Source organism: Dyadobacter frigoris (assembly GCF_005280585.1).
In the GTDB taxonomy this organism is placed as follows: Bacteria; Bacteroidota; Bacteroidia; order Cytophagales; family Spirosomataceae; genus Dyadobacter; species Dyadobacter frigoris.
Genome location: NZ_SZVO01000011.1, coordinates 40,961 through 66,626, shown reverse-complemented (window position 1 = coordinate 66,626; position 25,666 = coordinate 40,961). Strand labels below are relative to the sequence as shown.

The window sequence follows — 25,666 nt, the reverse complement described above, 5'->3', positions numbered from 1 at the left end:
GATTAGAACCAATTACTCATTTCTAGTATTGTTTTAGTAAATAATCCGATAGACCGCGGGAAATTTGTTATTTTTGTATCGTAACAAACAGAGGAAAACCAGATCGTGACGTTAATCAAATCTATATCAGGAATCAGAGGGATAATAGGAGGGAAATCCGGAGATGCACTGACTCCAATTGATGTTGTTAAATTTGCTGCAGCTTATGGCACGTGGTTGAGGCGGACAAATACACAGAATTTAAAGGTAGTGATAGGGCGTGATGCCAGACTTTCCGGTGAAATGGTAAGTCGATTGGTAGCAGGTACTTTACAAGGTGTTGGTCTTCACGTGATTGACCTTGGGTTATCAACAACGCCAACCGTTGAAATTGCGGTGACGATGGAAGGTGCAGCGGGAGGAATAATCCTGACGGCCAGCCATAACCCGATTCAATGGAATGCGCTGAAATTGCTTAATCATGAGGGTGAATTCATTTCAGAAGAAGAAGGTACCGAAATTCTGAGAATTGCAGATGAGGAAGATTTCCTTTTCCCGGATGTGAAAAAACTGGGAAGCTACAAATCGGATGATACTTATCTTCAAAAGCATATTGATCACGTACTTTCTTTGTCTCTGGTAGACGTTGAAGCGATCAAAGCTGCCAATTTCAAAATTGTGGTTGATGCCGTGAATTCAACAGGAGGAATTGTTGTTCCCATGCTGCTTGAAGCATTAGGCGTTGAAACAAAAAATATTAAAAAGTTACACTGTGAGCCAACGGGTAATTTTGCACATAACCCAGAACCATTACCGGAACATTTACGTGATATCAGTAAGGAACTGAAAGACGGAGCATTTAATCTGGGAATTGTGGTTGATCCGGACGTTGACCGTCTGGCACTGATTTGTGAAGACGGAACGCCATTTGGAGAAGAATATACATTGGTTGCTGTGGCAGATTATGTTTTGAAAAATACGCCGGGAAATACAGTTTCGAACTTGTCTTCTACGGCGGCTTTAAAAGATGTAACCCTGAAAGCCGGAGGCGAATATTTTGCTTCTGCTGTGGGCGAAGTGAACGTAGTTACAACAATGAAAGCAAATAATGCAGTTATTGGCGGTGAAGGAAACGGCGGTGTTATTTATCCTGAAAGCCATTATGGGCGTGATGCTTTGGTTGGAATTGCATTGTTTTTAACCCATTTGGCGAAATTTGGTAAGACTGCATCAGTACTTCGCAAGTCTTATCCAAGCTATTATATTTCAAAAAATAAAATTGAATTGACGCCCGATATTGATGTTGACAATATTCTGAGCCGTATTCAAACAAAATATTCCAAGCAGCCTCTGAGCACGATTGATGGGGTAAGAATTGAATTTAACCGTGAATGGGTTCATTTACGTAAATCAAATACAGAACCTATTATCCGGATTTATTCAGAATCTGAAACGTTGACGACGGCTGTGAATCTGGCAAATAAAATCATTTCTGATATCAAAGAAATCATTTCAGAACCGAAAAATAAATAATGAAAGCCTATTTTGATAACGCTGCCACGACTCGCCTGGATCCGATCGTTTTGGAAACCATGTTGCCTCTGATGACGGAGACTTTTGGTAATCCTTCTTCAATTCATTCCTATGGCCGTGCAGTTCGTTCTGCTGTGGAGAGAGCGAGGAAAAGTGTAGCAGGGATATTAAATGCAGCGCCTGCGGAGATCTTTTTCACATCTGGCGGAACAGAAGCAGATAATACAGCAATTCGTTCGAGCATCGAAACGTTTGGATTGAAACATGCCATTACCTCGAAAATTGAGCACCATGCTGTGCTTCATACGCTGGAACATCTGGCAAAAACAGGGCAGATTGAATTAAGTTATGTCAATCTGAATGAGAAGGGAGAAGTGGATCTGGGACATTTGGAAACACTTTTGCAAACAAATTCCCGCTCACTTGTTTCCTTAATGCATGGGAACAATGAAATCGGAAATTTGCTTGATCTGGATGCAGTAGGTGATTTGTGCAAACATTATGATGCGATTTTTCATAGTGATACGGTACAAACCATGGGTCATTACAAACATGATTTGCAGCAAATGAAAACCAATTTCATCGTTGGTTCAGCTCATAAATTTCATGGCCCAAAAGGTATTGGTTTTTTATACGTTCAGCCAGGAACCAAGATTTTCCCTTTCGTTCACGGTGGCGCGCAAGAGCGCAACATGCGTGGAGGAACTGAAAATGTATACGGAATTGTAGGTTTGGCAAAAGCATTGGAAATCGCGTACCGCGATATGGATCAGCATCGCTTACATATCGAAAATCTTAAAACCCGAATGATTCACAAACTTCAGGAGAATATCGAAGGTGTGTCATTCAACGGAAAATCAGATTTGCTGGATAAAAGTTTATATACCGTTTTAAGCGTAAGTCTGCCACCTTCTGGGTTAAATGATATGTTGCTTTTCAACATGGATATTGCCGGAGTAGCCGTTTCAGGTGGAAGCGCCTGCGCAAGTGGGACAGATGTGGGATCACATGTTTTAACTGAAATTCAAATCAATCCGGACCGTGCAAATGTGCGTTTCTCTTTTGGAAAATATAACACTGCAGAAGAAGTTGATTTCGCAGTAGATACATTAGCAGAGCTTTACCGGAGAGAATCAGTGATGCTTTAACTGTGATAAGCAAAAATATTTAAGTTATAAACAAAAAGAAGTCAACCTTTAAAAGTTGACTTCTTTTTGTTTATAACTCTTTTCGAAAATAACACATTGAAAAATATGAGGAATTACCAAACCAATCCTTGACTACAAATGACAATTTCATGACCATTCCCTGACAAAAATTGACCAAGAATTAAGCCTTCTTAACCATATCCTCCAATGCCTCAATCCAGATATCGCTGTCATTCAGGCTTTCCACCAATTGCCAGTGTTCGCCGCCTTCTTTTTCAAATAACTCTTTGTATTCTTCACCAACTTCGATGGTTGTTTCCAAACAGTCTGCGACAAAAGCCGGGGAGAATGCTAATACACTTTTAACTCCTTTTTTTGCCAATTCGGGGATAAGCTCATCCGTGTAAGGTTTAATCCACGGCGTTTTACCAAGTCTTGATTGGAATGCAACTGTATATTTCCCTTCCGGAATTTCCATTCCTTTTACAAAAAGTCTGGTCGTTTCGTAACATTGGGCACGGTAGCAATGCTGGTTTTTTTCGTTTAAAGTATCACAGCAAGTACCGAACTGGCAGTAATTAGCAACGTCGCCTTTTGTGATTTGTCTTTCCGGGATTCCGTGATAACTGAAAACAAAATGGTCGTACTCGCGCTGAGCCATGTATTTTTTGCCAAGGTTAACAAAACCTTCAACAAATTTCGGATGATCCAGGAAACGGTTGATAAATTTGATTTCAGGTAAAACTTCCCAATCTTTCACAACTTCCATTACTTTTTTGTAAACAGAACCCGTGGAAGCAGAAGCATATTGCGGGAAGAACGGAACGACGATAATTTCAGAAAGACAAAGTTTTCTGAGCTCATTCAGACCATTCTCGATGCTTGGACTTTGATAACGCATAGCTAGCTTGACCACAAAATCATCGCCTAATACCTTTTGTAATTTTTTTTCAACAGACTCGCCGTAAATCTTCAACGGGGATCCTTCCGGTGTCCAAAGCTCCCGGTAAATTTTGGCAGATTTTGGTGCACGGAAAGGCGCTATAATCAGGTTAATCAGTAACCATCGGTTCAGGTACGGTATATCAATAACGCGTTCATCCATTAAAAATTCACGTAGATATTTTCTTACGTCGGGAACGGAAGGACTATCCGGTGTGCCCAGATTTACGATCAAAACGCCTGTTTTTCCAACAGGTTTTTCTTTTGGTAAAGATGGATTTGTCAGCGTTTCGGTATTCATTTTAAATTAAATTTTATAACGGGATTCGTTACCAGTTGATATAACTTTGCCCGGAGTCTACAAAGTTCAGACGTGAAAAGTTTTTATGCGTTCAAGCCAAGCAAAATTTCTTTCAAGACAGCCTGTGCAGACCACTCTCTGTTTGCCGCCTGCTCAATAACCAGTGAACGAGGTCCATCCAATACTTCGTCGGCCACTTTCATATTTCGTCTGAGCGGAAGGCAATGCATGAATTTTCCGTTGTCTGTCAAAGCCATTTTAGCCTCTGTGATCATCCAGGAAGGATCTTGCGTCAAAACCTGACCGTAATGGTTGTAAGACGACCAGTTTTTCCCGTACACAAAGTCAGCACCTTCCAAGGCTTTATCCTGATCATAGATAACCTGTCCTTTACCAACAAATTTTGGATCAAGATCATATCCTTCCGGATGTGTGATCACTAGTTCCACGTTCATTGGATTCATCCATTCACAGAAAGAATTGGCAACGGCCTGAGGAAGTGCCTTAAAATGGGGTAGCCAGGTTAAAACTACTTTCGGACGTTCCTTAATTTTAAATTCTTCGATGGTGATACAATCTGCCAAAGATTGCAGCGGATGGCGTGTGGCCGATTCCAGATTTACGATCGGAACCTCAGCATATTTTTTGAATTGTTGAAAAACAGTTTCAGCATAATCTTTATCACGATCTTCCAGCTCGGCAAAAGACCGGATTGCGATAATGTTACAATAGCGTCCCATGATCGCTGCTGCCTCTTTTACGTGTTCTGCTTTGGTCCCATTCATAACGACACCTTCTTCCATTTCAAGTCCCCAGCTATCCTGCCCAACATTCATCACGATCACAGTCATCCCCAAATTGGCAGCGGCTTTTTGCGTGCTGATACGGGTACGTAAGCTTGAATTAAAAAACATTAAACCGATGGTCTTGTGCTTGCCAAGTGTTTCGTCAGCAAAGGGATTACGTTTCGCTTCAATCCCGCTTGTAATAAGGCGATTAAGATCTGAGACGTCTGCAAAGGAAAGAAAATGTTTCATTAATATTGTATTTAACCGCAATGGACGCAATGGTTTTCGCAATGGACGCAATAAAATTATAATCCGTTTGCCAATCTTTTGACACCGTTTTTTATTAACGCTACATTGAAATTAATCAATAGCCCAAGTTTGCAATTCGTTAGTTTTAGATAAGTTAATAACTGAGCAGTATGCACATCGTTAAGAGCTTCGACAGCTTTGATTTCCACGATCACGCAATTCTCCACCAATAAATCTATTCTATATCCGACTTCAAGTCTGATATCTTCATATACAAGAGGAAGTGCTTTTTGCTTTTCAACCCAAAGACCCTCTTTTTTAATTTCATAATACAGGCATTCTTCATAAGCAGATTCCAGTAAACCTGGCCCCAATGTCTTATGTACTTTCAGAGCACAAAAATAGATTTGTTTTGCAATTCTATTCTCAAAAATATCCATTGCATCCATTGCGAAAACCTATTGCGCCCATTGCGGTTAAGAAAATGATTACAGAGCACAAAAATAGATTTGTTTTGCAATTCTATTCTCAAAAATATCCATTGCATCCATTGCGAAAACCTATTGCGCCCATTGCGGTTAAGAAAGACTCGTAACTTCTATTCTCAAAGATTCCAGGAACAAATCAGCTTCCTTTTTTCCTAATGCAAGCGAAGGCAACAACCGAATTGTATTAGCCCCGGCTACACCCGTGAACATTTTATGCTCAAATAGTAATTTATTCCGAAGATCTTTAACCGGGAAATCGTATTCAATCCCGATCATTAGACCACGTCCACGAAGTTCTTTATATCCACCGATTTCTTTGATGCCATTCAGCAGATATTCTCCGATTTCCGTAGCATTATCCAAAAGATTTTCGTTTTTCATAATGTCAAGCACAGCAATTCCCGCAGCACAGGCCATGTGATTTCCGCCAAAGGTAGTACCTAGCAAACCATAGCTAGCCTTAAATTTCGGAGAAATCAAAACGCCGCCGATTGGGAAACCATTACCCATACCTTTCGCCATTGTCATCAGATCAGGGTGGACTCCGCTGAACTGGTGCGAGAAGAATTTTCCGGTACGGCCATAACCACACTGTACGCTGTCAAGAATTAATACAGCACCAGTCTCATCACAACGTTTCCGCAAAGCCTGAAGAAATTCATCACTACTGACCTGAATCCCGCCAACGCCCTGAATTCCTTCAACGATTACGGCACAAACTTCATCCGTAATACCTTCCTGAAGTGCGTCAATGTCATTGAAAGGAAGGAAAGTAACGTGTTTGTTGTAATTAACAGGAGCAACAATTGACGGATTGTCTGTCGCGGCAACAGCGCCGGCAGTACGTCCATGAAATGCCTTTGTAAAGGCTACCACTTTTGAGCGACCTGTATGAAACGAAGCCAGTTTTAACGCATTTTCGTTCGCTTCCGCGCCTGAATTAACAAGGAAAAGTTTATAATCCGGGTAACCTGAAAGCTCTCCAAGTTTTTCCGCCAATTCTTCCTGCAAAGATATTTTTACTGAATTCGAGTAAAAGTTAATCGCATGAAGCTGCTTGCTTAACATATCTACATAATACGGATGACAATGTCCAACGGAAATCACCGCGTGTCCGCCATAAAGATCCAGGTATTTAGTACCATTCGTATCCCATAAATAGCAGCCCTCAGCTTTTACAGGTTCTATATCGTAAAGTGGATAAACATCAAATAAATGTGACATAGTAATATTTTTTTAACGCAGAGGAAATGAGTTTTTACGCGGAGTGCTGCAGAGAAAAAGTTTCAGCGTCCTCTGCGCTTAACTCCTTAACTCTGCGTTTAAACAAAAATCAGAATGAGGGTGCCTTTAACCTTAATCCTGCATCTTCCGGTAATCCGAAGATCAGGTTCAGGTTTTGAACGGCCTGTCCCGAAGCACCTTTTGTTAAATTATCAATGATACTGCTGATCAACAACTGACCGTCATGTACTTCCAAATGAATGAAACATTTATTGGTATTAACCACTTGTTTCACATCAATCGGCGAATCGCTTACATGCGTAAAAGGATGTTCAGCGTAATAATTTTTATAAATTTCTTTCGCTTCTTCAATCGTTCCGGAATAAGGCGTGTAAACATTGGCCATTATTCCACGAGTAAAATCACCGCGATATGGAACAAAATTCACTGCCTTGTCGAAACCAGCCTGCAATTTCCGTAGACTCATTTTAATCTCAGTCAGGTGTTGATGCGCGAAAGCCTTGTAAATCGACAGATTATTATTTCTCCAGGAAAAATGTGTCGTTGCACTCAGCGACTGACCTGCTCCGGTACTACCAGTCACGGCACTTACGTGCACATCTTCTTTCAACAACCCAGCATTCGCTAACGGTAAAATCGCCAGCTCAATACTCGTCGCAAAACATCCTGGATTAGCGATTTTGTTTGAAGTCTCTATTTTTTCCTTTTGAAGTTCAGGTAAACCGTACGTGAAACCATTTGATTCATCACGGAAATCAGTGCTTAGATCAATGATCTTAACTGTTTCAGGAACGTTATATTCATCCAGAAACTTCTTCGATTCTCCATGGCCTGAGCACAGGAAAATCGCGTTCAAACTTTCCTGATTTAACAAGGTTTGAATATCTTCTCCCGAAAAACTCAGTTCCGTATCACCCAACAAATCTGTATGCGTAGCATAAACCGGCTTCCCGATCTGGCTTTTACTATGTGCAAAGGCAATATTTAGATTCGGATGGTTAATGACAATTCTCAATAATTCTCCACCAGTATAACCCGCGGCACCGATAATGCCTATATTTATTTTATTCATTATTCCACCCAATTTTCTAATTTCAAACCAATCACTCTTCCAAACTCTTTGGTATTATTTGTAACCAAAGTAAGTCCTAAACTAAGAGCGTGTGCTGCGATTAATATATCATTTGAACCAATTATTAAACCCTTAGCTTCTAAATCTGCACGAATTAATCCATAAAACTTTGCTGCTGTGAAATCAAAATCGACAATTGTCAAAGGAGCTAAAAATTCTTCCAAAGCTGTTTTATTCTGCTCTTTTTTGTGACTTTTAACAACGCCATACCATAGTTCTGCTACGACAATTGAGGAGACGAAAATTTCATCTTTGGATAGTGACAGAAATTTAGAAATTACCTCAGGTGGCCTTTCATTTATAATGTAGGCGATAATATTAGTATCAAGCAAATACTTCATTCAAACAAATTTTCAAGTTTATCTAATGGAGGTTGCGTACGATCCTTCATAAAATCATCAGAAAAGTTATCAAGGTTTTTCCACCATTTTTGAAATTCCTGATCGGACGAAAATAATCTCTTCCGTTTTTTTTCAACAATAAATTCCATATAATCAAATACTTCCTGAAGTAAATCAGGAGGCAATTCCAGCGTCTTGCGCTGAATTTGATTTTGCAGTTCTGTTATTGTCATAATCAAAAACTTTAAAACTTGTCAAATATAAACTTGTAGACCAATCACTACCATTAACAATTAACCCTTAATCATTAACCCTTAACGGCACCGGCCGCCCGGAATTAATCATTACTCTCGCTTACTTTCTGATAAATCATCACCTGATTAGAAGCAACTTTCGAAAATCCTCTTACATCGTCTCCTGTCCAGGCATTATTCATTTCACCATAACTTCCGAATTTCGAAGACATCAAATCAAATGGAGATTCAATTCCTTCTACATGGAAACGGTATGGAGCAAGATGCACATGCACTTTTCCCGTAACATGCGACTGCGTATCAGATAAGAAAGCTTCTATGTTACGCATAACAGGTTCTGTAAACTGACCTTTATGAAGCAGGCTACCATACCAGTTAGAAAGTTGTTCTTTCCAATAAAGCTGCTGCTCGCTCAAAACGTGTTTTTCAAGCGTATGATGTGCTTTAATGATAACCAAAGGAGCTGCGGCTTCAAAACCAACGCGTCCTTTGATACCAATAATCGTATCACCCACGTGAATATCACGTCCAATTCCGAAAGGTTGCGCAATAGAAGCCAATTTTTGAATGGCGTTAACCGGATTTTCGAAAGTTTCTCCTGCTACACCTTTCAATTCACCTTCAACAAATTCCAGCGTAATAGTTTCGGGTTCAGTTTTAGAAACCTGCGTTGGCCATGCTTCTTCCGGAAGATATTTTTCAGAAGTTAAAGTCTCTTTTCCTCCAACCGAAGTTCCCCAAAGTCCTTTGTTGATACTGTATGCTGCTTTCGCCCATTCGCGGCCAACGCCTTTTTTCGTCAGATATTCAATTTCAGCCTCACGCGAAAGCTTCAAATCACGGATTGGCGTAATAATTTCAGCTTCCGGAATGATAATACGGAACGCCATATCAAAACGAACCTGGTCATTTCCTGCACCTGTACTTCCATGTGCAATCGCAGTTGCGCCAATTTCTTTTGCATATTCAGCAACAGCAACTGCCTGAAAAACGCGCTCAGCACTTACGGAAAGTGGATAAGTATTGTTTTTCAAAACATTACCAAAAATCAGATATTTGATACAATCATTGTAGTAATCTGCTGTTTTTGAAATAGTAGCATGATTTTTCACTCCTAATGAATAGGCATTCGCTTCAATAGTTTTAAGGTCTTCTTCTGTGAAACCACCGGTGTCAACCAAAACTGAATAAACTTCATAGCCTTTATCTTCGGCTAAATACTTTACACAAAATGAGGTATCCAATCCTCCACTAAACGCTAATACTACTTTGGGCTGTGACATTCTATTTATTAATATGATTCTTGTTCTATTTAAAACTACCTAAATGTTACTTGTTGACTTTATTTGAACTGGGTTTTGGAATTGAAAAGTGCTTCTTTTCATATTCAATTGCTAAAATTGCAACTGCCTCCAAAATATCCATTGCTTTTTTCCTTTCGGAGCTATTTTCTATTAAATCGGCATCAACTAAGGCATCAATAATATTACTGGCATTCTCAAAATCGTCCTGATTAGTAATCGGTTTGATTACTATTTCGTCCAAATTGATTGAAAGTTTTTTAGTTTCCATTTAGTGTGTAAAAGTACTTAAGTATTCCCGAATTGGGAAAAGCTTATTCCCTTAATACTATTTTAATTCAGGATATAACGAAAAATACCTCGCATCGGAGTTTAAAAGCTGCCGGGCGAGGTATTTAGAATGATATAATAATCAATAATATGAGTGCTGTACTTAGTGTACGAGCACCGCCTCGGCATTTTTCTTTTTGGCACGTTCTTCCCTTCGCAACAAAATACGTTGCTTTATACGCATCCAACGCTCGTAAAGGCTGGATTCTTTCAGGAAATCCCAAGTGTCTTTTTCCGGTTGTGCCTCGGTTTTTTTATGTTCTTCAGGATTGTACATCATACCAGTACATAAACAATGTTTTCTGCCGGTACGGGTAAGTACATCATAATTTACACAGCTGGCGCAGCCTTTCCAGAAAGCGTCATCCGCAGGAAGTTCACTGAATGTAACAGGTTCATAACCAAGATCGGAGTTGATCTTCATTACAGGCAAGCTGGTTGTGATACCAATAATTTTGGCATCCGGATATTTTAGACGTGAAAGTTCAAAAGCTTTTTGCTTGATCGCTTTTGCCATACCACTCTGACGAAAGTCCGGATGTACGATAAGCCCGGAATTGGCCACGAACTTTCCATGTTCCCAGGTTTCGATATAACAAAAACCAACCCACACGCCTGTATCAGTTGTGGCAATAATCGCTTTTCCTTCTACCATTTTTTCCATGATATAAACAGGAGAGCGTTTTGCTATACCAGTACCACGTTTTTTGGCACTCTCTTCCATTTCAGCACAAATTGTATCTGCGAAATGGAAATGATTTTCATTGGCGGTTTGTATAATGAACTTACTGCCTACTACTTCGGTATTTTTCATTTATTAATTTACTGACGAAAATTGTTCGAAACAAAAATTAAATTCCCAGAAAATTACGATGGGACGTTTCAAAAATTTAAAAAAGATAGGGATAGAAGTTTTACCACATAGGTAAACAAGAGTTAGACGGTCCTGGGGGACCTAAACCTGAAAGGTGTAGTATGAAGCACAGTATGTATTCCGTTGCTATTCATTTGGTTTGTTGATCCGTCTAAGAGGATGCAAATTTTGTAAAAAAAAATGTTACTTGAAAGAAACATGCATTATATTTTTATAGTTCGTCCAACAGAAAAAATATTCGGGAGTAACGACAAATTTTTTAGCTTGCATCAGTCTTATGAATTTGAATGAATTTTTGGAATGACAACCCTGACAGCTGACGATCTTCTTTACGGATACATCAATGGAATTTTTCCAATGGCAGAGCCGGATGGAACAATTTATTGGTATTCACCTGATCCCAGGGCCATTATTCCTATAGACTCCTACAAACCACATAAGTCACTACGCCCGGTCATTAATAAAAGAACTTTTGAAATTCGTGTAGATTTTGATTTTGAAGGTGTCATGCACGGATGCGCCGGTCCGCGCGTGCAGGAAGACGGAACCTGGATTTCGAGCGATATTATTTTTGCCTATACCAATTTACATAAACTCGGTTACGCGCACAGCGTAGAAGCTTATCGTGAAAATAAGTTAGTTGGCGGCTTATATGGTGTTTCCATTGGTGGTGTATTTTTTGGCGAATCCATGTTTTACAGTGAAGCAAATTCTTCCAAAGTAGCTTTTCACTATCTGATAGAAATTCTTCGGGCCAACGGTTATCAGTTACTGGATACCCAGTTTATCAACGATAATGTTTTGCGATACGGAGCGATCGAAATCCCACGAACGGATTACATGGAAAGATTAAAAAAAGCACTTCAGTTAAACAGGAAATTCCTTTTAAATCCTCCGCAAATTCCTTCTTCCAAACATTCTGCTTTTTAATAACCGGGTAACTAAGTAATTTTAGCCTGAAAAGTTAATCTCAGAGTAAGAAGTATTTTAAGTATTCACAAAGTGTCAAAACCAATTCTTGTTATCAAGTTCGGGACGGCGTCTATTACGCTTCCTTCCGGAGAGCCCGATGTTACGATTATTTCAGAAGTAGCCCGTCAGGTTTCATTACTGCATCCCAGATACCGCATCATCATTGTTTCATCAGGGGCGGTGGGTGCCGGAAAAGCTTATATCAATGATTATAAGGGAACGATGACGCAGCGGAAAGCGGCAGCGTCTGTTGGAAATCCCTTATTGGTTGGACTTTATGCTAATTATTTCGCACCCAATGGAATTTTTATCGCGCAAAGTCTTTGTGAACGTCAGCATTTTGCGAACCGCAATAAGTTTTTGCAGCTGAAAAATACGTTCGAAGAATTATGGCAGAATAACATTATTCCAATTGTTAACGAGAATGACGTTGTCAGTGATCGTGAGTTGAAATTTTCGGATAATGACGAACTGGCAACTTTACTGGCAGTCGGTTTTGGAGCGGAAACGTTGATGTTCTGTACTTCGGTAGGAGGATTGCTGGACGAAGCCGGAAATATTATCGGGAACGTATCCAATGTTAATGAGGTTTTTAAATTTGTACGAACGGACAAATCATTCCTTGGATTGGGCGGAATGGCTTCCAAATTGACATTCGCCAAACTTGCTACCCGTATGGGAATCAAGGTTTTCATTTTTGGAATGAAACAGCAAGACGAATTATTGAAAGCGCTCGAAGGAAAAGCAGGTACCGAAATTAGTCCTGAAAAAAGTACGCTTTCTGCAAGAAACCGCTGGTTAGGAAGTGGAGGATTGGTTTCAGGAAGATTGCAGGTAGACGAAGGTGCAACCAAGGCTTTACTGAAAAGAAAAAGTTTGTTAGCAGTCGGTGTAATCGAAGTAACAGGAGATTTTGAAGCCGGTGAAATTATTGAAATATATTCTCAGGATGATGAAATGATCGCGGTTGCACGCGCCAGAGAAACATCCGGTGCTATAAAAGTGAATTTGAAAACATTGAATTTTGAAGTGGCACACGCCAACGATATCGTTTTATTATAATGGAATTGGAATCTATAATACCTCTTTTAAAAGCAACGAAAGACGCCTCAGTGGCGGTTCGGAAATTATCTGACAAACAGAGAGCAGATTTGCTTAATGCCTTGGCTGAAAAGGTTTTGGCAAATAAGGCCAACATCATCATTGAAAACCAAAAAGACCTGGTATTGATGGATGATGCCGACCCCAAGAAAGACCGTCTGCTTTTGAATGAAAAAAGGATTATAGATTTAGCGCAAAGTCTGCGCGATGTGGCTGCGTTGCCGGATCCGACGGGAGAGGTTTTGTTGGAAAAGACAATAGAGCAGGGAATGTCGTTGAAAAAACTGACCGTTCCGCTTGGCGTGGTTGGTGTTATTTACGAATCCAGACCGAATGTTACATTGGACGTAGCGTCGCTTTGTCTGCGTTCCGGAAATGCCTGTGTTTTGAAAGGTGGAAAAGAAGCGCATTTTTCAAATACTTATCTTGTAAGTTTGATCCATGAAAGTCTTGCTGAAATGGGAATTGATCAAGCTGCGGTCATGCTTTTGCCGACGGACCGGAAATTTGTCAATGAACTTCTGACGGCGACTAAATATGTAGATATTATCATTCCACGCGGTTCAGAAGGACTTATCCAATTTGTCCGTAAAAATTCTCTTGTACCAACGATTGAAACCGGAGCAGGCGTTTGTCATACGTATGTGGACAAAACAGCGGATCTTGAAAAAGCGAAGAATATCGTAGTGAATGCGAAGGTTTCCCGTCCTTCTGCTTGTAACGCGCTGGATACTGTGCTTGTCGATCGTGAAGTTGCTGCTGCGTTTTTACCAACATTGAAAGAAGATTTTATAAACTGGAATGTAGAAGTTTTCGCGGATGAAACTTCCTTTGAAATTCTTGAAAAAGCGGAATATCCATTTTTGAAAAAAGCAGAACCGGAAGATTTTGGGAGAGAATTTCTTGACTATAAATGCTCCATCAAAATTGTTGATGGATTAGATGCGGCGATTGATCATATTTATAATTTCTCATCAAGTCACTCCGAAGCAATTATTTCCAAAGATGCTAAGGCGATTGAAAAGTTTTTGAATGAAGTAGATGCGGCGGCTGTGTATGCCAACGCTTCAACCCGTTTTACAGATGGCGGCGTATTTGCTTTGGGCGCTGAAATCGGAATTTCAACGCAGAAACTGCACGCTCGCGGGCCTTTTGCTTTGGAAAAGCTGGTGACGGAAAAATGGGTGGTGAGAGGGGATGGGCAGATTAGAGCCTAATATTATTTCTTGTCACTACGCAGATTCTAATGTGCGTGGCGACAAGAAATGTCTAACCTCACTTTTGTTTACTTTCTTATCGGCATGCCACAGATCGTAATCAGATTGTAATTTTACCCAAAACTGGGGCGTAGAACCAAACGCTTCAGATAATCTGATCGCCATTTGTGAACTTATTCCCTGGCGTTCATTTAAAATTGCTGAAACGGTACTTCTCGTTACACCCAGTCCCTGTGCGACCGTCGTAATCGTTAATGAATTTCCTGTTTCTTCTTTTATTCCTTCCATAATATCCCGAATCATAGATCCTGGATGTGGGGGTTTCATGCCTCGATTTATCATAGTATTGCTATTACTGGTAATCAATATAGTCGACGTCAAAGACTTGCTCGTTTTTCAGCCTGAATATAATTCTAAAATTCTTATCAACCTTAACTGACCAAAAACCTTTCAATTCTCCTGTAAGCTGGTGAAGTGCCCACCCGATCTGATTCATATCTTCGATGGTCAACGACTCGTCCAAACGATAAAGGATTCTTCTAATTTTTCAATATGATGAGGTTGTAATTTGGAGGAATCATCTTTTTCGTAAAATAACCTAAGACCTTTGTGTCGAAAGTTTATTATCATAACACGAATACAGAATAGAACGTTTAAGATAAAAATAGATTTGACGCGACTGCGATTTTACGTCACTCTTGTGAATCCTTTTTTTATACCTTTGCCCAAAATATTGTTGTACCAGATATCCCAAATATGTCTTCATTAACTGATTCTGAAAATATCCAAAAACTTACACAGGAAGTAATTTCTTTACTTAAAAAGCTGATTGAAACACCATCATTCAGCAAAGAAGAAGAGCAGACGGCTGCCTTAATCCAGGATTTTTTCAGACAAAAAGAGATTTCTTTTCAAACTAAAAAGAACAATGTCTGGGCTTACAATAAATATTTTGATGCTACAAAACCAACAGTTCTTTTAAATTCTCATCACGATACGGTCAAGCCAAATAAATCCTGGACACTGGATCCATTTCAGGCTTTGGTTGAGGATGATAAGCTTTTTGGTTTGGGAAGTAATGATGCAGGTGGCTGTCTGGTTTCATTGATCGCTACTTTTTGTCATTTTTATGATCGTGAAGATCTAACTTATAATATTGTGATCGCTGCGACTGCTGAAGAGGAAATTTCGGGAAAAGAAGGTCTGGAAATTGTTGTTCCTGAGCTTCCGGAAATTTCTTTTGCGATTGTGGGAGAACCAACGGAAATGCATCTTGCCGTAGCTGAAAAAGGTTTGCTGGTACTGGATTGTACTGCAAAAGGAAAATCCGGACACGCTGCACGAGAAGAAGGAGATAATGCGATTTATAAAGCGATCCAGGATATTGAATGGATACGGAACTATAAATTCCCAAAAGTTTCCCCGACTTTGGGACCGATAAAAATGTCGGTTACGATCATTAATGCTGGAACGCAGCATAATGTGGTGCCCGATAGTTGTGTTTTTACGATTGATGTAAGAGCAACGGATCAATATACTCTGGAAGAAATCATTGAGGTGATTCAGGAAAATATTCAGTCCGAAATAAGTGCACGTTCGATTCGCTTGCGTCCTTCCAGCATTCCTATGGAACATCCGATCGTGCAGGCCGGCTTGAAACGCGGAAGAACGGCTTATGGCTCACCAACAACTTCGGATCAGGCATTGCTGGATTGTTCGTCTTTGAAAATGGGGCCGGGACATTCGGAACGCTCGCATACTGCCAATGAATTTATTTATCTGCATGAAATTGAGGCTGGTATTTTGCAATATATCAGTATGCTGGAAGAGGTTGTTACCATGTGATTTTCTCATTAACGTTTATTTATTATGCTTTTTTTCAAAGAAGAAGACGTTGAGAATTTTGATACAGTTCAGTTTCTGTATATCAAAACTTCTTTGAAAGGAAATGTTTTTGAAATAAGACTTAACCGGCCGGAAAAACGAAATGCCTTCACGCCGACGATGGCGAATGAAATTGCATTTGCGCTGGCTTATGCAAAAAGTCAGATTGAAGTTCGATGCATTATCTTAAAAGCAGAAGGCCCGGTTTTTTGTGCCGGAGCTGATCTTAACGCTTTTCATGATAAGTCAGCAGATCAAAAAAATCAAACACTTCCCGAACCGATAGAAGAAGTAAGGCTGGGTGACACTTTTGCTTATTTACACAAACCGTGCATTGCCCAAGTTGAAGGTTCTGTGTTTGCAGGAGGGTTTCTAATCATCTGCGGATGCACTTTTGTCATCAGCGTACCAGACGCAAATTTCAGTTTGCCCGAAGTCAAAAGAGGAATTTGGCCCATGCAGGTCATGGCATCATTACTTGACATTATTCCAAAAAGAAAAATACTGGAAATGTCGATAACTGGAAAAAGTTATTCGGCAGAAGAAGCGCTTTATTTAGGTTTAGTCACCCAGATAGCAGAAAAAGAAGTCATTGAAAAAGAAGTCAATAACCTTGCGGATCTAATTTGTTCAAATGCTCCATACGCTATCAAAGCAGGAATGGAGACACTTCAAAATTTATCAGAAATAGACGAAGACAAACGCCATAGTTATCTAAAATCCCAATTAGAAAATCTCCTGAAATCGGAAGACGCCAAAGAAGGCACAGCCGCATTCAAAGAAAAGAGAAATGCTATCTGGAAAGGAAAGTAAAAGGAAATCACCGGATATCTCTCAACGAGCCAAAACCGAAAGCTGATTGCCGACCGCCTTATTAGCTTCCCGGAACGATTTCAATTTCTTCTCCATACTTATTGTGGAATTTAAAATCGATGACGCCTAATGAAGTATCCTTGATCAATTTCACCCAGGTTCTGTATTGGAAGAACCATTTTATTTGTTCGGAAATTAATCCCTTGGTAAAGTAAGCGTAAATAAACGGATGAAGCGCGATGGTAATGCCACGCTCATTTTGTTTGGAAAGAATATAATCCAGATTAGACAAAATAATATCCGTTACCAGAATACTCGCCTGAATTGTTCCCGTACCGCCACAAGTAGGGCAGGTTTCGCGGGTTACAATATTCATTTCGGGTCTTACACGCTGACGTGTGATTTGCAGTAACCCGAATTTAGAAAGCGGAAGAACCGTATATTTTGAACGGTCTCCTTTCATTTCGTCGCGCATCATGTCAAAAAGAACGCGTTTATTTTCCGCTTTCTTCATGTCAATGAAATCGACAACGATAATTCCACCCATATCACGCAAACGTAATTGACGGGCAATTTCCTTCGCTGCTTCAATGTTTACACTGAGCGCAGTAGCTTCCTGATCTTCTTCCGAATTGGACTTATTTCCGCTGTTCACGTCAATCACGTGCAAAGCTTCCGTATGTTCAATGATCAGATAACCGCCGTTTGGCAAACTTACCGAACGGCCAAAAAGAGATTTAATTTGCTTCTCTAAACCGAATTGTTCAAATATCTTGTTCTTGCCGTTATGCAGTTTCAGGATATTTTCTTTATCCGGCGCAATGTTGTGGATGTAAGCTTTAATGTCCTCGTAAACTTCTTTTGAATCCACCGTAATACTGTCGAACGATTCGTTCAGCATGTCACGGATTATAGAAGAAGCACGGTTCATTTCACCGATCACACGGTCACGAGGCTTGGCATCACGAAGCGCTTTGATACCATTTTCCCATTTGTCAAGACAGTCCTGAAGATCTTTGTTCAGTTCATCTACATCTTTTCCAGTGGCAACGGTACGGATAATGACACCGAAATTGGCTGGTTTGATGGAGGACATCAGTCGCTGCAAACGCGTTCTTTCCTGTTTGTCAGTAATCTTTTTCGAAAGGTTTACTGAATTTGAGAAAGGAACCAAAACGATATAACGGCCTGCAATGGAAATATCGCACGATAGGCGGGGACCTTTTGTTGAAATAGGTTCTTTAACAATCTGAACCAGAATAGCCTGATTCTTAGAAAGTACTTTATCAATCTTGCCAAGTTTCTCAATTTCAGGTTCCATTTTGAAGTTATTCAACTTCCCGGAATTGACACGCTTGGAAATTACATCTTTGGTTAATTTGTTAAGAGAGTTGATGTTAGGCCCTAAATCCAGATAATGCAAAAAAGCATCCTTCTCAAACCCCACGTCTACAAATGCGGCATTAAGCCCAGGCACGAGCTTCCTAACTGTACCAAGGTAAATATCCCCAACGGTAAAGCTCTGATCCGGTGTTTCGACGTGGTATTCTAACAGACGTTTATCCTGCAAAAGGGCTATACGTTCTCCCTTTTGAGTAGAATTTATTAGTAATTCGTTACTCAATGTTCAACCAACCAAATGGCTATATAAAGTTAATACTCAACCTCCTGCTTTACATTTAAAGACAGGCAACATATATATCGTAAGAGATAATATGACCGGATTCATAATATATACAAATCCGGTCATATATCAATTATTTCTTCTTATGTCTATTTTTTCTAAGACGTTTCTTTCTCTTGTGAGTGGAAATCTTATGTCTCTTTCTTTTCTTTCCGCAAGGCATAAATTTATGTCGTTTATATAATAAAAAATAATTGTTTTACTTATTTAATTGTCAAGACGCTCCTGAAGTTCGATAAGAGCCTGTTGGATAACGGGATCTTTCTCTTCTTTTTTTACTTCTGCCAATACTTTACGGGCCTCATCTTTGTTCCCTAATTCAACAAGTGTCAATCCCAGATAGAATTTTGCCTTTGTATTAGCAGGGTTGTTAGTCAGTATTTGTCTGAATCTGTCTGCTGCTTTCGAGTATTGATTCGAACGCATAGATAGAATACCAAGATTAAACAAAGCTAGTTCATTTGTGGGATCCGTATCCAAAACTTCGCGCAACATCAAAATTCCCTGCATCGGGTTTTCAGTATTCACGTAAGTCATGGCCATATTAGCTTTCGCGGCTAGCAGACCAGGATTTTTTTCAATTGCTTTGCCATAAAATTCACGTGTTTTGTTACCCAGGCTTTTCGCTTTGGCATCATCAACGGCAAATCCATATGCTTCGTAATAGCGGTCACCAGCTTTTGTGATATTCTCAACAGAAGGCGATAACCGGGCTACTTTTTCGGCATAACTGGCGGCGCTGTCAAATTTTTGAAGTTTGGCAAACGTGTCAGACAATTTTAATCCGGCAGCTATTTTGTCTTTTCCGGTTGCCTGATTGAAGCCACTTCTCAGCAGAGCAACATTCTTTTGTTGTTCTGGGGATAAAGTGGCTCCATCATGCATCTTTGAGGGAGTTTCGGATGCCGGAGTAGCTGGTGCGGAAGCACCTGGCGCTGTCGCAGCCTGACTCTTCTCGGTGTCCACTTCTTTTGCTTTTGTATTCACTACCACCTTCGGAAGACTGTAAAGTGTTCCAACCAGGGCCAATGCCAATACACAAGAAAGAATTATAGACTTTTTCATACTGTTTTAATCAAACCTATTAAGGCAAATTATTTTTCAGCCAGATCTTTCAATTTGTCACTCACTTTAACTTGCTCAACAAAAACTTTTGCCGGCTTGAAGCTTGGTACATAATGCTCGTCAATGATCATTGAAGTACCTTGTGAGATATTACGAGCTACTTTACGGGCACGCTTTTTATTAATGAAGCTACCAAAACCTCTAACATAAAGATTTTCACCGTCCGCAAGCGAGTCCTTTACTACGGTAAAAAACGATTCTAGCGTTTGTTGAACATCGCCCTTGTCTACACCTGTTTTCTCGGAAATTTGTGCGATTACGTCTGCCTTAGTCACTTTGATTGTTTACTTTAAGTGGATATTATTTCGTTTATTTATTTCCTCCTCTAAATTTTGGGAACACAAAGGTAGGGTAATTTTACCATAATTTAAAAGGTTAGCATTTTCATTTTTTTTCTAATTGGTTAAAAAACAGTGTATATAAGTCAAAACGTTATGCTACCCGATCATTTACAACTACTTGAATTTAACGCAAAACTCAAATCCTGGTACCTCGAAAACCACCGTCCGCTGCTTTGGAGACAAACTACGGATCCATATAAAATTTGGCTTTCGGAGATAATCTTGCAACAAACACGTGTAACTCAGGGCACTCCGTATTATGAAAAGTTCCTGATTACCTATCCGACAGTATTTGATTTGGCAGCTGCTGATGAGCGGGATGTGTTAAGACTTTGGCAGGGCTTGGGGTATTATTCACGCGCCAGAAATATGCATTATACTGCGCGTCACATTGTGGAAGAATGCGAAGGTAAATTTCCGGAAACGTCTATAAAACTTGCCAAGCTGAAAGGTCTAGGCGCTTACACGGCTGCTGCGATCGCTTCTTTTGCTTTCAATGAGGCTGTGCCTGCTATAGACGGAAATGTGTATCGGGTGATGTCTCGTTTGTTTGGAATTTTTACTGATATATTAAGTTCAGGAGCAAAAAATGAATTCACAAATCTGGCAAAACAGATTATTCCTCAGGACGATCCTGCTACTTACAATCAGGCAATGATTGAATTTGGTGCATTGCAATGTGTACCTGCTTCGCCGAATTGTTCCGTTTGTCCTTTTACTTATATGTGTTATGCATACGAGTTTAATATGCAGAACAAGCTTCCGGTCAAGATGAAAAAGAATGCGGTGAAAAACCGGTATTTCAATTATTTTATTTTACAAAAGGGCGAAAGTCTGGCGATGCATGAGCGCTTGAAAAAAGATATATGGAAGGGTCTGTATGATTTTTATTTGATCGAATCCCTGGCAGATATCAATAATCCTGACGATCTGCCGGAAGATAAATTTCTGGAAGACTGGAAACAAAAGGGACAATTGCGGCAGGTTTTGAAAGAATACACACATTTACTTACGCATCAAAGATTGACTGTAAGGTTCTGGTGGATTACAATTGCCGAAAATGAAGTTGTAGATCTGCCATTAGGCATGGCATTTTATTCCAAAAATGAAATTGAAGAATTGCCAAAACCTATTTTAATGGATACGGTATTGAAAGAGGAACTGTTTTTATAGACGTTATTCTTGCAAAGTTATTTTTCAGTTTGATATGAGTATTGTTAAACAGAATTGTGTTTTTAATAATATGAATTTGTACTGAACAAATAACGATTCAAAACGATGGCGAAGATCAATTTAAATGAAGAACAAATTGAAGCCTATCACCGCGATGGCTTTTTGGTAGTCAAAAATCTTTTTTCTCAGGAGGAAATTGACAAACTATATAACAGCGCAATTGAAAATTCCATCATGCAGAAAAATGCAATGGATTTGAACGATCAGACCGGGAAGAAAACAAAGTTGTCTCTGTGGTTTACTCCGGGAAATGATGTTTTCGGTTACCTGATCCGAAGCGAGCGAATGATAAATTCAGTTGCTCAGTTGTTGGGTCAGGAAAGTGCAGTTTGTCATTTTCATACCAAACTGATGCAGAAAGAACCAAAGGTCGGTGGAGCCTGGGAATGGCATCAGGACTATGGATATTGGTATAAAAATCAATTTCTATTTCCCGATCAAATGATGAGTGTGATGATTGCTTTGACGTCTGCTAATAAAGAAAATGGATGTTTGCAGATCATCAAAGGTTCACATAAGTTGGGCAGAGTCAATCACGGTTTTGCGGGCGAACAAGTTGGCGCGGATATGACGATGGTCAATAATGCACTGGAAACCATGGATTTGATCTATTGTGAAATTGAACCGGGCGACGCGTTATTTTTTCACAGTAATCTCATGCATCGTTCCGAAGCAAATTTATCCGATAAACCTCGCTGGTCATTGATTTCTTGTTACAATTTACAATCGAATTTAGCATATGCCGAAACGTCCACTTCCTGGCGAATTCCGGTAGATATCGTTCCTGATCATGCTATTACAGAATGGAACGCTACCCCATTTGGAAACGCTGACTTTTTGAAAAAGGAGGATGACCCAGCATTGAAAACCACAGGGTGGGAGAAAGATGTAAAAACGAATTGAGGAAAGTTTATTGAAATGAATTATTTCGGTGCTCTGCACCTTTGGCTCGATTTGGGCTAATATATTTCTACAAATATTTTGGTGCTCGGCACCTTATCTGGCAGAGGTACAGAGTACCCCAATAATTGTAGAAATTGAGAAGAAAAAGATTTTTCAAGGTGCAGAGCACCGCAATAAACCTGAGATTCTCTTTTATAAAAACTAACCATATTAATAATTATGCAGAAAATTGCCATGCTCGGTTCCGGATTCATCGGGCGTTTTTATGCGGAATCTATTCATGGTCAGCGCGGCCGCGATCGGGTTGTTGCGATTTATGCGCGTCGGGAAGAAAGCGCAAAGAAATTCGCGGATGATTATGGTTGTGATTTTTGGTCCATAAGTATGGAGGAGATTATTTCCAGCCCAAGCGTAAATATGGTATGCATTGCGCTGCCAAATAATCTTCACGAAGAGGCCGTGATGCTTTGTGCAAAACATAAAAAGGCCGTTGTTTCCACAAAACCTTTAGGAAGAAATGCCGATGAAGCACTTCGTATGATGCGGGCTGTGGAAGAAGCCGGAATTTTCGCCGGTTATTTAGAAGATCTTTGTTATAGTCCGAAATTTTTGAAGGCGCTGGAAAGCGTCAAAACCGGAGCTTTGGGCAGGATCATCTGGGCGAAATCCAGAGAAGCACATCCTGGCCCGCACAGTGAATGGTTTTGGGATATCGAACAAGCCGGCGGTGGATGTATTCTGGATTTAGGATGCCACTGCATCGAAATTTCCAGAAACTTTATAGGGAAAGATATTCGTCCGGTAGAAGTAATGTGTTGGGCAGATACGCAGGTGAAGCCGATTGATGCCGAAGATCATGCGATTGCTTTGGTTAAATATGAAAACGGAGCGATAGGACAATTCGAAGTGAGCTGGACTTTCCGGGGTGGGATGGATTTACGTGATGAGGTCATGGGAACAGAAGGAACGATCTGGATCAACAATTTTCTTCGCACTGGATTTGAAATGTATAGTTCCGGCAGTGGCGGCGATTATGTAGCGGAAAAAGCGGAAAGTAAAAGCGGCTGGCTTTTTCCTGTCGGCGATGAGGTGAATGATCTGGGCTACAACCATATGTTTACAGATATGTTTAATGCGGCAGAAGAAGGCCGGGACGCTGCCGAAACTTTTTACGACGGTTATGTTGTCAATGCTGTAATTGATGCTGCCTATCGATCCTCAAAGACGAAGTTGTGGGAGAAAGTTGAGCTGCCTGTCTGGCGTGGTCAGGAAGGCGTTACCAAGCCATCAAATTATGTTGAATATGATGAGGAACATTATCTGATCAAACAGGAGGTAACGCACGATGGCCGCAATAAACTAATCCTGAAAAATAAAAAAACAGGGAAAATTAGTGAACATGATATTTGAAAATCCGATTCAGATAACTGGAAAACAGGTATGTTCAATTTATGCGAAATTTGAATTTGCATATTTGAACTAATATCCGGTATATTGAATTTAATTATCCACAATCATCACAAGCGCACAAAATCATGGCAAGTGTTAACAAAGTAATCCTTATTGGAAATTTAGGCAGCGATCCGGAAGTTCGTTATCTGGAAAGCGGATCTGCGGTAGCAAAATTCAGTATTGCTACAACCGAAGCATACACAAACAAAAGCGGCGAGAGAGTTGAGAATACGGAATGGCACCGCATTGAGCTATGGGAAGGACTTGCGAAAGTCGCTGAGAAATATCTCAAAAAAGGCAATTCTGTTTATATAGAGGGACGGCTTCGTACAGATAACTGGACGGATAAAGAAGGTGTGCAGAAATCCGGCGTGACCATTCGTGCAAATAGTATGACATTGTTGGGAGGGCCAAATTCTGGCGGAGCAGAAAATAACAATCAAGGTACTCCAAATAATGCCCAGTCATCAGCTCCAAAACAAAATCAGGCACCACGATCTTCAGATCCAATTCCGCCATCGATGGCAGCTGGAAATGACGATGACGATTTACCATTCTGATTTTCAACGGAATTCTATCCGAAAATCATGTTTATTTCCATCTATGATGAAATTAGCAATACTATTTTTGGATAGAATTCTTATATTGCATAGCGCCACGGCCTTTACTTCTGCACGTGGACCTGCAAGGTTTATTATGAACTTTTCTTACTCTTTGTGAAAGAAACTGCCGACAGTGACGATCCGTTGTCCCGAAAGCGTACTGGGATTTTTTATCCCGTCAAAAGTGCGCTTCCTTTAATAACAGGGATGGTTATACCCATTGACCGTTTTGCCGTTTACGAATTAATTCTTGTCTTCCTACTCTTGGCTGTATCGCTCTTTCTTTCCGGAATCAGAGCCTCTTACGCAACAGCCGGCGCGATGGAAAATCCTTGGGAACGAAAAGGAGTTTCCGACGGACATCTGCCAACACGCATTCAGCAATTAGCACTTTCTATTATTCAGCGCGGAGTAACATTGCTCGCTTTGTTACTGGCTGCAAGGTTCACCTGGCTGCAAGTTCAGAATAATGAGGAAACTATTTTTCAATGGATTTCCTTGGGAACTTTGGCTTTCTGGATTTGGCTGGACGTAATTATAAGATTTCATGCAGCCAGAAATGCCGCTGAGTTTATTCCCAAAATAGCCGGGACCACGCATTTTGTCATCAAAGTATGTGAGCCGTTAACGAAACCCATTACAAAACTTGGCTACTTTTTTGGAATTTTAACTCCGGAAGGGTCAGAAATTTCCACTGAAAGACTGGAAGCAAAAGCGGAAAGCGAAGAAGAAACCGATTTGTTAAGAGGGCTAGCAAATTTCCGGCAAACCAATGCCAGAAAAGCAATGCAGCCGCGTATGAACATCAACGCTTTTGACATCGAATTGAATTTCCATGAACTAATGGATAAAATCAATAAATCAGGATATTCGCGTGTTCCGGTTTTCAGAGATACTCTGGATAGCGTTGAAGGTATTTTGAATGTGAAAGATCTATTGCCGCACTTACATCATAACGAACATTTTAACTGGCAAAAATTACTTCGTATTCCTTATCTGATTCCGGAAAGCAAGCGACTGGATGATTTGATGAAAGACTTCCAAAGTCGTCGTGTGCATATGGCTATCGTTATCAATGAATACGGAGGAACGAGTGGTTTGATAACTTTGGAAGATATTATTGAAGAGATTTTTGGTGATATTAATGATGAATACGATGAAGAAGATGAAGTGAATTACACCAAGGTTGATGAAAATACGTATGTTTTTGAAGGTATGGTTTTGATCAACGATTTATGTAGAATCCTGAATCTGGAATCAGATTATTTTGACGAAGTTCGTGGAAACAGTGAATCCTTAGCCGGACTTTTGCTCGAACTTTTTTCAAGATTGCCTCGAACGGGTGAAATTGCAACACACCGGGATATTACTTTCAAAGTGCAGTCGGCCGATAAGAAAAGGATTAAAAAAGTAAGAGTTCTGGTAGGTTAGAGA

General features: G+C 40.1%; 27 protein-coding genes. 12 read left to right on the top strand and 15 right to left on the bottom strand.

The annotated features are described in order from the left end of the window. The first annotated feature begins 105 nt into the window (after positions 1–105). Positions 106–1,512, top strand: coding sequence for a phosphoglucosamine mutase (gene glmM, locus FDK13_RS22240; RefSeq protein ID WP_137342226.1), 1,407 nt, complete (start codon positions 106–108; stop codon positions 1,510–1,512). After that, the gene (locus tag FDK13_RS22235; RefSeq protein ID WP_137342225.1) at positions 1,512–2,660 is read left to right on the top strand and encodes a cysteine desulfurase family protein; all 1,149 of its coding nucleotides are present in this window, start codon (positions 1,512–1,514) and stop codon (positions 2,658–2,660) included. Before glmM ends, FDK13_RS22235 begins: the two co-directional genes overlap by 1 nt. A gap of 181 nt (positions 2,661–2,841) precedes the next feature. Here the strand turns inward: FDK13_RS22235 and hemH are convergent, their stop codons facing one another. The 10 genes from hemH to FDK13_RS22185 all read right to left on the bottom strand — a co-directional run bounded on the left by hemH (position 2,842) and on the right by FDK13_RS22185 (position 10,845). Next, positions 2,842–3,903 (bottom strand): ferrochelatase, encoded by a 1,062-nt coding sequence (hemH, locus tag FDK13_RS22230; RefSeq protein ID WP_137342224.1) that lies wholly within the window; start codon positions 3,901–3,903, stop codon positions 2,842–2,844. A gap of 83 nt (positions 3,904–3,986) precedes the next feature. Beyond that, positions 3,987–4,940: an N-acetylornithine carbamoyltransferase gene (locus FDK13_RS22225; RefSeq protein WP_137342223.1), complete on the bottom strand. Its 954-nt coding sequence runs from the start codon at positions 4,938–4,940 to the stop codon at positions 3,987–3,989. A gap of 56 nt (positions 4,941–4,996) precedes the next feature. Then, on the bottom strand, positions 4,997–5,389 hold the full coding sequence (locus FDK13_RS22220) for a GxxExxY protein (RefSeq protein WP_137342222.1): 393 nt from the start codon (positions 5,387–5,389) through the stop codon (positions 4,997–4,999). A gap of 129 nt (positions 5,390–5,518) precedes the next feature. Continuing rightward, complete coding sequence (locus tag FDK13_RS22215; protein ID WP_137342221.1) at positions 5,519–6,652, bottom strand: aspartate aminotransferase family protein; 1,134 nt, start codon at positions 6,650–6,652, stop codon at positions 5,519–5,521. Positions 6,653–6,761: 109 nt separating this feature from the next. Continuing rightward, positions 6,762–7,745 carry an N-acetyl-gamma-glutamyl-phosphate reductase gene (gene argC / locus FDK13_RS22210; RefSeq protein ID WP_137342220.1) on the bottom strand — a complete coding sequence of 328 codons (984 nt, stop codon included), beginning with the start codon at positions 7,743–7,745 and terminating at the stop codon, positions 6,762–6,764. Then, complete coding sequence (gene vapC / locus FDK13_RS22205) at positions 7,745–8,146, bottom strand: type II toxin-antitoxin system tRNA(fMet)-specific endonuclease VapC (RefSeq protein WP_137342219.1); 402 nt, start codon at positions 8,144–8,146, stop codon at positions 7,745–7,747. Before vapC ends, argC begins: the two co-directional genes overlap by 1 nt. Then, on the bottom strand, positions 8,143–8,379 hold the full coding sequence (locus FDK13_RS22200) for a DUF2281 domain-containing protein (protein WP_137342218.1): 237 nt from the start codon (positions 8,377–8,379) through the stop codon (positions 8,143–8,145). The genes vapC and FDK13_RS22200 overlap by 4 nt, the downstream gene beginning before the upstream one ends. Before the next feature lie 104 nt (positions 8,380–8,483). After that, positions 8,484–9,683 (bottom strand): argininosuccinate synthase, encoded by a 1,200-nt coding sequence (gene argG, locus FDK13_RS22195; protein ID WP_137342217.1) that lies wholly within the window; start codon positions 9,681–9,683, stop codon positions 8,484–8,486. A gap of 46 nt (positions 9,684–9,729) precedes the next feature. Continuing rightward, complete coding sequence (locus FDK13_RS22190) at positions 9,730–9,972, bottom strand: hypothetical protein (RefSeq protein WP_137342216.1); 243 nt, start codon at positions 9,970–9,972, stop codon at positions 9,730–9,732. A gap of 162 nt (positions 9,973–10,134) precedes the next feature. After that, positions 10,135–10,845 (bottom strand): GNAT family N-acetyltransferase, encoded by a 711-nt coding sequence (locus FDK13_RS22185; protein WP_137342215.1) that lies wholly within the window; start codon positions 10,843–10,845, stop codon positions 10,135–10,137. Between the two features lie 360 nt (positions 10,846–11,205). Between FDK13_RS22185 and aat the strand changes: the two genes are divergently transcribed. The 3 genes from aat to FDK13_RS22170 all read left to right on the top strand — a co-directional run bounded on the left by aat (position 11,206) and on the right by FDK13_RS22170 (position 14,195). Then, on the top strand, positions 11,206–11,835 hold the full coding sequence (aat, locus tag FDK13_RS22180) for a leucyl/phenylalanyl-tRNA--protein transferase (RefSeq protein WP_137342214.1): 630 nt from the start codon (positions 11,206–11,208) through the stop codon (positions 11,833–11,835). Positions 11,836–11,907: 72 nt separating this feature from the next. After that, positions 11,908–12,939: a glutamate 5-kinase gene (proB, locus tag FDK13_RS22175; protein ID WP_137342213.1), complete on the top strand. Its 1,032-nt coding sequence runs from the start codon at positions 11,908–11,910 to the stop codon at positions 12,937–12,939. Positions 12,940–12,944: 5 nt separating this feature from the next. Further along, on the top strand, positions 12,945–14,195 hold the full coding sequence (locus tag FDK13_RS22170) for a glutamate-5-semialdehyde dehydrogenase (RefSeq protein WP_137342212.1): 1,251 nt from the start codon (positions 12,945–12,947) through the stop codon (positions 14,193–14,195). Positions 14,196–14,210: 15 nt separating this feature from the next. Here the strand turns inward: FDK13_RS22170 and FDK13_RS22165 are convergent, their stop codons facing one another. Next, the gene (locus FDK13_RS22165) at positions 14,211–14,522 is read right to left on the bottom strand and encodes a HigA family addiction module antitoxin (protein WP_229216162.1); all 312 of its coding nucleotides are present in this window, start codon (positions 14,520–14,522) and stop codon (positions 14,211–14,213) included. Positions 14,523–14,547: 25 nt separating this feature from the next. Continuing rightward, positions 14,548–14,691 carry a type II toxin-antitoxin system RelE/ParE family toxin gene (locus tag FDK13_RS36180; RefSeq protein ID WP_229216179.1) on the bottom strand — a complete coding sequence of 48 codons (144 nt, stop codon included), beginning with the start codon at positions 14,689–14,691 and terminating at the stop codon, positions 14,548–14,550. A 260-nt stretch (positions 14,692–14,951) separates the two neighbouring features. Between FDK13_RS36180 and FDK13_RS22155 the strand changes: the two genes are divergently transcribed. Together FDK13_RS22155 and FDK13_RS22150 are read left to right on the top strand one after the other, a co-directional pair. Further along, the gene (locus FDK13_RS22155; protein ID WP_137342210.1) at positions 14,952–16,040 is read left to right on the top strand and encodes a M20 family metallo-hydrolase; all 1,089 of its coding nucleotides are present in this window, start codon (positions 14,952–14,954) and stop codon (positions 16,038–16,040) included. Between the two features lie 24 nt (positions 16,041–16,064). Further along, positions 16,065–16,892 (top strand): enoyl-CoA hydratase/isomerase family protein, encoded by an 828-nt coding sequence (locus tag FDK13_RS22150; protein WP_137342209.1) that lies wholly within the window; start codon positions 16,065–16,067, stop codon positions 16,890–16,892. Positions 16,893–16,953: 61 nt separating this feature from the next. Here FDK13_RS22150 and FDK13_RS22145 read toward each other — a convergent pair whose 3' ends face one another. The 3 genes from FDK13_RS22145 to FDK13_RS22135 all read right to left on the bottom strand — a co-directional run bounded on the left by FDK13_RS22145 (position 16,954) and on the right by FDK13_RS22135 (position 19,976). Further along, complete coding sequence (locus FDK13_RS22145) at positions 16,954–18,516, bottom strand: Rne/Rng family ribonuclease (RefSeq protein WP_170982880.1); 1,563 nt, start codon at positions 18,514–18,516, stop codon at positions 16,954–16,956. Positions 18,517–18,783: 267 nt separating this feature from the next. After that, the gene (locus FDK13_RS22140) at positions 18,784–19,641 is read right to left on the bottom strand and encodes a tetratricopeptide repeat protein (RefSeq protein ID WP_137342208.1); all 858 of its coding nucleotides are present in this window, start codon (positions 19,639–19,641) and stop codon (positions 18,784–18,786) included. A 29-nt stretch (positions 19,642–19,670) separates the two neighbouring features. Continuing rightward, a complete protein-coding gene (locus FDK13_RS22135; RefSeq protein WP_137342207.1) occupies positions 19,671–19,976 on the bottom strand; it encodes an HU family DNA-binding protein in 306 nt (101 codons plus the stop codon). Positions 19,977–20,135: 159 nt separating this feature from the next. Between FDK13_RS22135 and mutY the strand changes: the two genes are divergently transcribed. The 5 genes from mutY to FDK13_RS22110 all read left to right on the top strand — a co-directional run bounded on the left by mutY (position 20,136) and on the right by FDK13_RS22110 (position 25,663). Beyond that, positions 20,136–21,215: an A/G-specific adenine glycosylase gene (mutY, locus tag FDK13_RS22130; protein ID WP_137342206.1), complete on the top strand. Its 1,080-nt coding sequence runs from the start codon at positions 20,136–20,138 to the stop codon at positions 21,213–21,215. A gap of 105 nt (positions 21,216–21,320) precedes the next feature. Continuing rightward, complete coding sequence (locus FDK13_RS22125; RefSeq protein WP_137342205.1) at positions 21,321–22,178, top strand: phytanoyl-CoA dioxygenase family protein; 858 nt, start codon at positions 21,321–21,323, stop codon at positions 22,176–22,178. Positions 22,179–22,397: 219 nt separating this feature from the next. Beyond that, a complete protein-coding gene (locus tag FDK13_RS22120) occupies positions 22,398–23,588 on the top strand; it encodes a Gfo/Idh/MocA family protein (protein ID WP_137342204.1) in 1,191 nt (396 codons plus the stop codon). A gap of 125 nt (positions 23,589–23,713) precedes the next feature. Further along, positions 23,714–24,190 (top strand): single-stranded DNA-binding protein, encoded by a 477-nt coding sequence (locus tag FDK13_RS22115; protein WP_170982879.1) that lies wholly within the window; start codon positions 23,714–23,716, stop codon positions 24,188–24,190. Positions 24,191–24,346: 156 nt separating this feature from the next. Next, complete coding sequence (locus tag FDK13_RS22110; protein WP_137342202.1) at positions 24,347–25,663, top strand: transporter associated domain-containing protein; 1,317 nt, start codon at positions 24,347–24,349, stop codon at positions 25,661–25,663. Positions 25,664–25,666 lie beyond the last annotated feature (3 nt).